General features: G+C 70.3%; 12 protein-coding genes. 3 read left to right on the forward strand and 9 right to left on the reverse strand.

The annotated features are described in order from the left end of the window. The coding region (locus tag HOQ08_RS02505; protein WP_291191137.1) for a polyprenyl synthetase family protein at positions 1–417 on the forward strand (417 nt) is incomplete at its 5' end. Between the two features lie 68 nt (positions 418–485). Here HOQ08_RS02505 and HOQ08_RS02510 read toward each other — a convergent pair. Next, positions 486–923 carry a DUF4870 domain-containing protein gene (locus HOQ08_RS02510; RefSeq protein ID WP_291191140.1) on the reverse strand — a complete coding sequence of 146 codons (438 nt, stop codon included), beginning with the start codon at positions 921–923 and terminating at the stop codon, positions 486–488. Between the two features lie 90 nt (positions 924–1,013). After that, a complete protein-coding gene (gene pmbA, locus HOQ08_RS02515; RefSeq protein WP_291191142.1) occupies positions 1,014–2,423 on the reverse strand; it encodes a metalloprotease PmbA in 1,410 nt (469 codons plus the stop codon). Positions 2,424–2,457: 34 nt separating this feature from the next. On the opposite strand from pmbA, the gene HOQ08_RS02520 reads away from it, so the two are divergent. Together HOQ08_RS02520 and yjgA are read left to right on the forward strand one after the other, a co-directional pair. After that, entirely contained in the window at positions 2,458–2,700 is a 243-nt protein-coding gene (locus HOQ08_RS02520; protein WP_291191145.1) for a DUF1653 domain-containing protein, read from the forward strand. Beyond that, a complete protein-coding gene (gene yjgA / locus HOQ08_RS02525) occupies positions 2,697–3,260 on the forward strand; it encodes a ribosome biogenesis factor YjgA (RefSeq protein WP_291191148.1) in 564 nt (187 codons plus the stop codon). Before HOQ08_RS02520 ends, yjgA begins: the two co-directional genes overlap by 4 nt. A gap of 161 nt (positions 3,261–3,421) precedes the next feature. On the opposite strand, the gene HOQ08_RS02530 is transcribed toward yjgA, so the two are convergent. The 7 genes from HOQ08_RS02530 to HOQ08_RS02560 form a co-directional block, all read right to left on the reverse strand. After that, positions 3,422–4,687: a threonine/serine exporter family protein gene (locus HOQ08_RS02530; RefSeq protein ID WP_291191151.1), complete on the reverse strand. Its 1,266-nt coding sequence runs from the start codon at positions 4,685–4,687 to the stop codon at positions 3,422–3,424. Beyond that, complete coding sequence (locus tag HOQ08_RS02535) at positions 4,684–5,133, reverse strand: NfeD family protein (RefSeq protein ID WP_291191154.1); 450 nt, start codon at positions 5,131–5,133, stop codon at positions 4,684–4,686. Before HOQ08_RS02535 ends, HOQ08_RS02530 begins: the two co-directional genes overlap by 4 nt. A gap of 84 nt (positions 5,134–5,217) precedes the next feature. After that, entirely contained in the window at positions 5,218–6,159 is a 942-nt protein-coding gene (locus HOQ08_RS02540) for an SPFH domain-containing protein (protein WP_291191157.1), read from the reverse strand. A gap of 73 nt (positions 6,160–6,232) precedes the next feature. After that, positions 6,233–7,609 carry an ATP-binding protein gene (locus HOQ08_RS02545; RefSeq protein WP_291191160.1) on the reverse strand — a complete coding sequence of 459 codons (1,377 nt, stop codon included), beginning with the start codon at positions 7,607–7,609 and terminating at the stop codon, positions 6,233–6,235. Between the two features lie 22 nt (positions 7,610–7,631). Further along, on the reverse strand, positions 7,632–7,952 hold the full coding sequence (locus HOQ08_RS02550; RefSeq protein WP_291191163.1) for a hypothetical protein: 321 nt from the start codon (positions 7,950–7,952) through the stop codon (positions 7,632–7,634). A gap of 135 nt (positions 7,953–8,087) precedes the next feature. Then, positions 8,088–9,425 (reverse strand): sigma-54 dependent transcriptional regulator, encoded by a 1,338-nt coding sequence (locus HOQ08_RS02555; protein ID WP_291191166.1) that lies wholly within the window; start codon positions 9,423–9,425, stop codon positions 8,088–8,090. Positions 9,426–9,603: 178 nt separating this feature from the next. Continuing rightward, a partial coding sequence (locus tag HOQ08_RS02560) for a DUF885 family protein (RefSeq protein ID WP_291191169.1) occupies positions 9,604–9,763 on the reverse strand: 160 nt, incomplete at its 5' end.

Consider the following 9,763-nt stretch of genomic DNA (forward strand, 5'->3'; position numbering starts at 1 on the left):
CAGGCGCTGGACCTGGCCGCGGTGGGCCGCCGGCTGACCCTGGCCGAACTGGAGCACATGCACGCCTGCAAGACCGGCGCGCTGATCCGCACCTCGGTACACCTGGGCGCGCTCGCCGCCGGCGCGGATGCCGGCGCGCTGGCGGCGCTGGACCGCTACGCCGCCGCCGTGGGCCTGGCCTTCCAGGTGCGCGACGACATCCTCGATGTGGAGGGCGAGTCGGTGGTGATCGGCAAGACCGCAGGCAAGGACGCGGCGGCGGACAAGCCCACCTTCCCTTCGATCATCGGCATGGCAGCCTCGCGGGCGCGCCTGGAGGAACTGACCGCCGAGGCGCTGCAGGCCATCGCGCCGTTCGGCGAGCGCAGCGCGCTGCTGCAGGAACTCGCTCTCTACGCGGCCCGTCGCGCGCACTGACGGCGGATGGTGCGAGGGCGGCCCGGTCCGCCGCCATCGCGCACAAAAGCGGGCCGAAGCCCACTTTCTTACTTGATCAACCGCAGCGTGAACGGATAGCGATAGCGCTCGCCTTCGTTCGCCTTGATCGCCGCGATGATGATGAACACGAGCCAGGCCAGGCCCAGCAGCGGCAGCAGCACGAAGCCGATCAGCACGAACATCAGCAGCCCGCACACCACGGCGGCGATCGCCACGGTGATGTTGAAGTTCAGCGCCTCCTTGGCCTGGTCGTCGACGAACGGCATGGTTTCCCTCTTGACCAGCCAGATGATCAGGGGACCGAGCAGGCAGCCGAGGCCGAGGAAGGTACTGGTCAGCAGCCCGCCGAGCAGGGCCGACAGGTGCGCGAACAGCGCCCACTGGCGCTCTTCGTGGCTGGGCATGCCTGCCGTGTCGAGCGGTTCGGGCGGGGGCACCGGCTCATGTGGCGGGGGCGGGACGATGGAATCGGGTGGAACGCTCATGCGTGTCTCCTCTCACCTTCGATGACCCCGGCTTCGGCGCCGGTGCGGCGATGCTAGCAAAGCCGCAGCACGATGCCATAGGCAGCCCGGCTACTGGCCCGCGACGGTCATCCGGTCGAGCAGGATCGAGCCGGTAAGGATCTGCGCGCGCCGGTCCACGTCGTTGCCCACGGCCACGATGCCCGCGAACATGTCGCGCAGGTTGGCGGCGATGGTGATCTCCTCCACCGGGTAGGCGATCTGCCCGCGCTCGACCCAGAAGCCGGCGGCGCCGCGCGAATAGTCGCCGGTGAGCGTGTTGACGCCCTGGCCCATCACCTCGGTGACCACCAGGCCGGTGTCCATGCGCTTGAGCAGCGCGGCGAAGTCGTCCTGTCCCGGCTGGACCAGCAGGTTGTGGATGCCGCCTGCGTTGCCGGTCGATTCCAGCCCCAGCTTGCGCGCCGAATAGCTGCCCAGGATGTAGCGGGCCAGCACGCCGTTCTGGACCAGCGCGCTGTCGGCGGTGGCCACGCCCTCGGCGTCGAACGCGCCCGAGCCCATGCCGCGCGGCAGCAGCGGGCGCTCCACGATGTTCATCCATTCAGGCATCACGCGCTTGCCGGCATGGTCGACCAGGAAGCTCGCGCGCCGGTACAGCGCGCCGCCGCTTACCGCGCCCACCAGGTGGCCGATCAGCCCGCGGGCAAGCTCCGGCACGAACAGCACCGGACACTGCCGCGTGCCCAGGCCGCGCGAATCAAGCCGCGCCAGCGTGCGCTCGGCCGCCTTGTCGCCCAGCGCCTGCGCGCTCATGAAATCGGACGGTGCGCGGACGCTGTCGTACCAGTAATCGCGCTGCATGCGATCGCCTTCGCCGGCGATCAGCGACAACGACAGCGCGTGCCGCGTGGCACGCTCGCGCCCGACGAAGCCATGCGAGTTGGCGTAGACCGAGAGCGTCTGGCCAGCCTGCACCGCCGCGCCATCGGAATTGGTGATGCCCGCATGCGCGCGGCCGGCCGCTTCGATCTGTTGGCCCAGCGCGATCGCCTCGGCGGTGTCGATCTCCCACGGATGCCACAGGTCCAGGTCGGGAAACGCGGTGGCCATGCGCGCCGGGTCGGCCAGGCCCGCGGCCGGGTCGGCCTCGGTGTAGCGCGCGATGGCGCAGGCCTGGTCCAGCGTGGCCTGCACGGAGGCCGGGTTGAGGTCGGCGGTGCTGGCGGTGCCTTTGTGCTGGCCGAAATAGACGGTCAGGCCGAAGCCGCGGTCGCGCGTGTGCTCCACCGTCTCCACCTCGCCCAGCCGCACGTTCACGTTGAGGCCGGTGTCGATGCTGGCCGCCACCTCTGCCGCGCTGGCTCCGGCGGCGCGTGCGCGGCGGATCACGTCCTCGGCGAGTTCGGCCAGGCGGTCGAGTTCCTGTCGGCTCAGGTCGGCGGTCAGGGAGGCTGCACTCACGGGACGTTCCTTCAGGCAGGTAGAATGGGCGGCGAAAACCGCACGACTTCCGGACATGGGGTCGTCTTCGCGCAATCAAAGGGAGCGCGCCATGCAGCCGGTCGAGGGCATCTACCGACACTACAAGGGCCAGCGTTACCAGGTGGTCGGCACGGCCCGCCACAGCGAGACGCTGGAGGAGCTGGTCGTCTATCGCGCGCTCTACGGCGAGCACGGCCTGTGGGTGCGCCCTGCCGCCATGTTCGCGCAAGCCGTGCTCGTCGGCGGCGTGCCCGTACCTCGCTTCGCGCTGGAATCGCCCGCGCCAGCCCCCAAACCCTTGGACCACCCGTGAGCCCCAGCCGCAGCCGCAACCAGACCGAACTCGACGAGCAGGACTACGGCCCCAGCCGCACCCAGCAGCGCCGCGACGCGCTCGCCGTGCTGGCGCTCGCCAACCAACTGGTCGAGCTGCCGCCCAGCCGGCTGGCGAAGCTCGACCTGCCCGAGGACGTGCTCGACGAGATCGCCAACGTGCGCCGCATCAGTTCGCACATCGCGCGCAAGCGGCAGCTGGCCTTCCTCGCCAAGAAGATGCGCCGCCACGACGACGCCGTGTTCGACAGCGTGCGCGCGGAACTGGGCGAGAACCGCGAGCGCCAGCGGCAGGAAACCGCGGCCATGCACCGGCTGGAGGCGCTGCGCGAGCGCCTGCTGGAGGACGACGAGGCCGCCGCCATGCTGATCGCCGAGCATCCGTCGGTCGATCGCCAGCACCTGCGCTCGCTGGTCCGCCAGGCGCGCAGCGAGCGTGCGGCGAACAAGCCGCCGCGCGCGTACCGGGAGATCTTCCAGCTGCTGAAGGAATTGCAGCAGGCCGATGGCGGGGACCAGGACGCGCAAACGGGCGACTGATCCGCAACGGCAACAGCCTCCCCCTCTCCCCACCCCTCCCCGGCGAGGCCGGGGAGAGGGAGCCAGAACCCGCCGCGGCCTGCAGCTCCCTCTCCCCGAGCACAAGCTAGGGGAGAGGGTTGGGGAAGGGGGAGGCTTTGTTCTACCCCGCTCGCCGTCCCTCAGAGCGACCGCCGCGGCGAGACCAGCAGGTCGCCGAACAGCAGCCCGGCGACCAGCGAGATCAGCAGCGTGATCAGCAGGATGAAGCTGTCCATGCCCAGCGTCGTATCGCGTTCGAACAGATAGGACACGCTGCGGAAGCCTACGCTGCCCGGCACCAGCAGGATGATGCCCGGCTCGCGCACCACCGCGCCGGGGCGGTGCATGTAGCGCGCGTAGAGGTTGGCCAGCCCGCCGAGCAGCAGGCCGCCGAAGAACACGCCGAACGGTGCGCCGGGAATCGCCCCGGACAGCAGCCCGCCCCAGCGCGTGGCGAGGTAGCCGACGAACACTGCGCCCACCACCACCGGCCAGTCGCGCCGGGCCGCGCGGAACAGGATGGCGAAACCCAGCGCGCCGATCAGCAGCGAGGGCCAGTCCGTCCACGACGGCAATGGGGGCAGGACGTGCGAGCTGGGATGGATGCCCAGCGCCGCGCAGAGCTGGCTGGCCGCCACCGTGCCGAAGGTGAGCTTGAGCAGCGTGGCGACCGCCCCGCCCATGCGCGCCATGCCCGAGACCAAGTGCTGGCTGGAGATCTCGCGCACCGCCGTGGTCAGCGACATGCCCGGCACCAGCACGATCAACGCCGCCAGCACCACCGACTTGATCGCCAGCGGCACCACGAAGGCGCTGACCAGGATCGCGCCGGCCGTCGCCACCAGCGCGCTGATCGCATCGCTGGCCACCGCCAGCCGCGGCCGCGTGGCCGAGAGCACGGTGATCCAGCCGATCACCAGGCCGATCGCACCGGCGACCACCAGGTCGGCCCAGGAGCTGTGCAGGAACAGCGCCGCCACGCTCGCCGCGGACAAACCGTAGCTTCCCACCACCGCCGCCTGCGCCCGGCGCGTCTCGGGCAGGCTCAGCGCGCGCAGCAGGCGAAAGCCCTCGCGCAGATCAAGCTCGCCGGCGATCGCGCGGTCGGCGATCGCATCGACCTCGCACAGCCGCGCCAGGTTCACGTCGCCGGGCGACAGCCGCATCACCTGGGTGACCTGCGCCAGCCCCTCTTCGCCACGACTGAGCTCGGCGAAGGAAATGATGATCGCGGTGGGGCTGGACCAGACGTCGGCCACCAGCCCCAGCCGCTGCGCCGCGCCGGCGATGGCGATCTCCAGGCGCTGCGCCGAGGTGCCGTACTGGTGCAGCCGGCGCGCCAGCTCGACCAGGAAGGCGATGCGCGTATCCAGCGCCGCCTGCGCCGCACCCGTGGGCCCGTTCATGCGGCCGGCCGCACCTTGAGGGTGTTGCCGTCCACGCCGACCACTTCCACGGTGGCTCCCAGCGGCAGTTCCGGCCCGGCGACCAGCCACTCGCCGTCGCCCACGCGCGCCTTGCCGCGGCCGTTGACGATCGCCTCGATCAGCACGAAGCGCTGGCCGATCATCTGCTCGCCGCGCCGGTTGAGCCGCACGCCGGCGGCGTCGCCGCGCCGGAGCCGTGGCCGCAAGCCGAAGGCGTAGGCGGCGCAGGCGAGCAACGCGAGCACGGCAAAGGCGATCGCCTGCGCCAGCAGCGACATGCCGGGCACGAGCCAGGCCAGCACCCCGGTCGCGCCCGCGCCGATGCCGATCCACAGCAGGAAGTAGCCCGGCAGGGCAACCTCCAGTGCGATCAGCAGCAGGGCCAGCAGCCACCACAGGTGATGGATTGCGAGGGAGGAGAACATGCGGGACTCCGGGTGACGTGTGGCGATGGTGTCGGGATGTGCACGGGGCGGCAAGCGGTTGCGAAGCAGAGGCCTCCCCGAACCTCAGCGCGGCGGCGGCACCGCCTTGGCACCCTGCTGCGACAAGGACTCCTTCGCCAGCTCCGCGATGCCGGCCAGCGATCCGATGATCCCGGTCGCCTCCATCGGCAGCAGCAGCATCTTCTGGTTGGGCGAGTGCGCGATCTCCTTCAGCGCCTCGACGTACTTGTTGGCGACGAAATAGTTGAGCGCGTTGAGGTTGCCGTTGGCGATGGCCTCGGAAACCATCTTGGTCGCCTGCGCCTCGGCCTCGGCCAGGCGGATGCGTGCCTCGGCTTCGCGGAAGGCGGCCTCCTTCTTGCCCTCGGCGGCCAGGATGGTGCTCTGCTTCTCGCCATCGGCCTTGAGGATCGCGGCCTGCTTGAAGCCCTCGGCCTCCAGGATGTTCGCGCGCTTCTCGCGCTCGGCCTTCATCTGCCGCGCCATCGAGTCGATCAGGTCGCGCGGCGGCGCGATGTCCTTGATCTCGATGCGGTTGACCTTGACGCCCCACGGGTGCGTGGCCTCGTCGACCACGCGCAGCAGCTGCGCATTGATCGCGTCGCGCTTGCTCAAGGATTCGTCCAGGTCCATCGAGCCGAGCACGGTGCGGATGTTGGTCATCACCAGCGCCAGCGAAGCCTGCTCCAGGTTGGCTACCTCGTAGGCCGCCTTGGCCGCGTCCAGCACCTGGTAGAACACCACGCCGTCGACGCGCACGACCGCGTTGTCCTTGGTGATGACGTCCTGCGAGGGCACGTCCAGCACCTGCTCCATCATGTTCATCTTGGCCCCGATGCCCTGGTAGATCGGGATCAGGAAATGAAGGCCGGGGTTGAGCGTGCGCGTATAGCGGCCGAAGGTCTCCACCGTCCATTCGTAGCCCTGCGGCACGATGCGCACCAGCTTGGCGATAACGATCACCACCAGCACGACCAGCACCGCGGCTATCAGCAGGTTGCCCATGACTCCCCCTCCTATGGTTGAGCGACGAGTATAGGCGAGCCGGCCTGGCAGGCCATGACGGCGCGCTACGCGTTCACGGCGCCCGCACCGGCAGCAGCAGGCTGACGCGCAAGCCGCCGTCCTCGCGGTTGGCCAGCGTGATGCGGCCGCCATGCGCCTCGGTGATCTCGCGCGCCAGCGCCAGTCCGAGCCCGGTGCCGGAGCGCTTGGTCGAGTAGAACGGCAGCAGCGCCTGCGCCAGCACCGTCTCGCTCATGCCCGGGCCGCGGTCGGCCACCTCGATGCGCCAGTCGTGGCCGACCTGCGCCAGCGCCAGCGTGACGCCGTCCTCGGCGCCGCCGGCCTCGTGCGCGTTCTTGATCAGGTTGATCAGCACCTGCTCGACCTGTGCGGCGTCGAACCAGCCCGGCTCGGCCGGCACGGCACCGACCAGCTGGTAACGGCAATGCAGCGACAGGCTGTCCAGGAACGCCTGCCAGTCGATCGCCTGCGGCTGCGGCGTGGGCAGCTTGGCGAAGCTGGCATAGCCGGCGATGAAGCCGTGCAGGTGGCGCGCCCGCTCGCCGATGGTGGCGAACACGCCGGGCAACCGCGCCAGGTCGTTGCGGCGAGCCAGCTCCGCGCCCGAATGCGCCAGCGAGGAAATCGGCGCCAGCGAGTTGTTGAGCTCGTGGCTGATCACGCGGATCACCCGCTTCCACGTCGCCACCTCCTGCCGCGACAGCTCGCGCGTCATGCGCCGGAAGGAGTACAGCTTGTGCGGGCGCCCCTGCAGCCGGAACACGCGCTGGGAGAGGTGGAAGGTTTCCTCGGCGCCGTCCATCGGCACGCTGAGCAACGCGTCCTCGCCGCTTTCCACCGCGTGGCGCAGCGCCTCGGGCACCTTCACCAGCAGCTCGCCGAAGTCCAGCCCGTTGAGGCTGCGCCCTTCGTTGAACAGGTGCCGCGCGGCGATGTTGGCGTAGGCGATGCGCCCCTGCGCGTTGGCCAGCACCAGCGCCACCGGCGTGTGCTGCACCACCGTGTCCAGCAGCAGCTCGCGCTGCACCAGGTGCTGGCGCTGCTCGCGCAGGGTCTGGCCCAGCGTGTTGTGCATGCGGATCAGGTCGCCCAGTTCGTCGCGCCGGTCGGCCGAGATGGAGAAGCTGAAATCGCCGTCGCGGTAGCTCGCCACCGCGCCTTCCAGCGCGCGCAGCAGGCGGCGGATCGGCGCCATCACCTGGGAGCCCAGCAGGAACGCCAGCGGCAGCAGTACCAGCACGCTGGCCAGCAGGCCGCCGGAGATCCCCGGCAGGGTGGGCAGGTGGGTACCGAAGCGCGGATCGTGGCGCAGCCATGAAAGCAGCTGCGGCAGCGGCCATTGGGTGATGCCGGCATAGACCAGCGCGCCGCTGAAGCTGGCCAGCATCAGCAGCCCGGTCAGCCGGACCTGCAGCGACCTCAGTTGCATGCGTGGCTCCGGATCGTGGGATTCAGTGGCACGCCGGATCCATCGGGGTCTGCGGGCAACTCACCGCCGGGCGGCCGTTGCGGTCAGTCGAGCCCATGCCGCCCACCGCCGCGCGACCCGAGCGCTCCTGCGCGGCGTTGCCGGGCAGTGCCATGCGATGGCGTTCCTTGAACTTGAAGCGGGAGCCCGGCTCGCGTTGCGCGGCGGGGTCCACGCCACCGCTACGGTAGGCGGCCGTGGAAGCCGGCGCCGGGGCGCTCCAGCTGTCGCTGGCCCTCGGCGCGGTCTGGGCCTGCGCCGCCGCGGCAAGCAGGGAGGCGGACAGGAAGGCCAGGATGCGCATGGTCTAGGTTCCTTGGACAACGTGTACCGATGATCCCGCGCGCGCCGCGCCGGCGGCAACCGCCGAAATGCACAGGTTCCTTCCGTGGGAGGCGTGGAAGGGATTAGCGGCAGCGGCAGAGAGGATCCGGCCAGGTCAGCTGATGGCCAGGCCGTAGCGTTCCATGCGCCGGTACAGCGCCTGGCGCGACAGGCCCAGCGCCTGCGCGGCGCGGCTGACCACGCCGTCGGCGCGCTGCAGCGCGCTTTCCACCGCCTCGCGGCTGGGCTCGTCCAGGTTGCGCGCGACCGCGGGCGCGTGTTGCGGCAGGTTGAGCAGCTGCGGCGTGACCACGCCGTCGGTGGCCAGCAGCGCGGCGCGCTCGATCGCGTTCTTGAGCTCGCGCACGTTGCCCGGCCAAGGGTAGCTGACCAGCGCCTCGCGCGCGGCATCGCCCAGCTCGGCGCGGCCCTCGAGGAAGTGCTCGGCCAGCGGCACGATGTCGTCGGTGCGCTCGGCCAGCGGCGGCAGGTTCACCTCGATCACGTTGAGCCGGTAGTAGAGATCCTCGCGGAAGGTGCCGGCGCGCACCATCGCCTTGAGGTCGGCGTTGGTGGCCGACAGCACGCGCACCTTGACCTGTCGGGTACGGCCCGAACCCAGCCGCTCGAACTGCCCGGTCTCCAGCACGCGCAGCAGCTTGACCTGGCCGGGCAGCGGCAGGTTGCCGATCTCGTCCAGGAACAGCGTGCCGCCGTCGGCCAGCTCGAAGCGGCCTTCGCGCGCCTTGTTGGCGCCGGTGTAGGCGCCGGCGTCGGCGCCGAACAATTCCGCCTCGATCAGCTCGCCCGGCAGCGCGCCGCAGTTGACCGCCACGAACGGCCCGTGACGCACGGCCGAGTTCGCGTGCACGATGCAGGCGATGCGCTCCTTGCCTGCGCCGTTGGGCCCGGTGATCAGCACCGGCACGTGCGAGCGCGCGACCTGGCAAGCGAGCTCCAGCGTCTGCGCCATCGCATCGGAGGCGAACACCAGGCTGTCCAGCTCGTAGGTCTGGCGCAGCACCTCGCGGCGGCGGCGGCGCTCGCGGCGGGTGCGGTTGACTTCGCGGGTGGACTCGGAGAGCTCCAGCAGGTTCTCCACCGTCGCCAGCAGCTTGGTATCGTCCCACGGCTTGGCCACGTAATCGGCCGCACCGGCCTTGACCAGCTCCACCGCCGTTTCCAGGTGCGTCCAGGCGGTCAACAGGATCACCGGCAGGTCGGTGTGGCGCTGGCGGATCGCGCGGAACAGTGCCACGCCCTCCTCGCCCGAGGTGGTGTCGGCGGTGAAGTTCATGTCCTGGATCACCACATCGACCAGCTCGCGGTCGAGCATGGCGAGCCCTTCCTGGGGCGTAAGCGCGCTCAGCGGCCGGATGTCGTGCAGGGACAGGAGCAGCGACAGGGCTTCGCCCACGGCCGGGTTGTCGTCGATGATCAGGACGGGGCGCATCTTTTTCCTACACATGCCGGCATGGATGCATCTCCACGCCAAAAGGTTGCTTTTTGCTCCCTCTCCCCCTGCCCCGCCGGGGCAGAGGGGAGGCTCTGGCTGCGAAGCATGCCTCAAGCCAAAAGCAACGGCCTCCCCCTCTCCCCCGGCGCTGCCGGGAGAGAGGGCTTGAACGGCCTCAGGCCTTGGCTTTCTGCGCCGCGATCCAGCCGTCCACGCGCTGCTCCAGCACGTCCAGCGGCAGCGCACCGCCACCGAGCACCTCGTCGTGGAAGGCACGGATGTCGAACTTGCTGCCCAGCGCCTGCCTGGCCCGCGCACGCAATTCCAGGATCTTC

Origin of the sequence: Frateuria sp. (assembly GCF_013362045.1) — a bacterium.
In the GTDB taxonomy this organism is placed as follows: Bacteria; Pseudomonadota; Gammaproteobacteria; order Xanthomonadales; family Rhodanobacteraceae; genus Frateuria_A.

What these genes read in the sequence shown, in the direction of transcription:
- HOQ08_RS02555 (WP_291191166.1), bottom strand. Translation starts at nt 9,425, where the DNA reads ATGCGCCCCGTCCTGATCATCGACGACAACCCGGCCGTGGGCGAAGCC.
- HOQ08_RS02550 (WP_291191163.1), bottom strand. Translation starts at nt 7,952, where the DNA reads ATGCGCATCCTGGCCTTCCTGTCCGCCTCCCTGCTTGCCGCGGCGGCG.
- pmbA (WP_291191142.1), bottom strand. Translation starts at nt 2,423, where the DNA reads ATGTCCGGAAGTCGTGCGGTTTTCGCCGCCCATTCTACCTGCCTGAAG.
- HOQ08_RS02540 (WP_291191157.1), bottom strand. Translation starts at nt 6,159, where the DNA reads ATGGGCAACCTGCTGATAGCCGCGGTGCTGGTCGTGCTGGTGGTGATC.
- HOQ08_RS02520 (WP_291191145.1), top strand. Translation starts at nt 2,458, where the DNA reads ATGCAGCCGGTCGAGGGCATCTACCGACACTACAAGGGCCAGCGTTAC.
- HOQ08_RS02530 (WP_291191151.1), bottom strand. Translation starts at nt 4,687, where the DNA reads ATGAACGGGCCCACGGGTGCGGCGCAGGCGGCGCTGGATACGCGCATC.
- HOQ08_RS02510 (WP_291191140.1), bottom strand. Translation starts at nt 923, where the DNA reads ATGAGCGTTCCACCCGATTCCATCGTCCCGCCCCCGCCACATGAGCCG.
- HOQ08_RS02545 (WP_291191160.1), bottom strand. Translation starts at nt 7,609, where the DNA reads ATGCAACTGAGGTCGCTGCAGGTCCGGCTGACCGGGCTGCTGATGCTG.
- HOQ08_RS02535 (WP_291191154.1), bottom strand. Translation starts at nt 5,133, where the DNA reads ATGTTCTCCTCCCTCGCAATCCATCACCTGTGGTGGCTGCTGGCCCTG.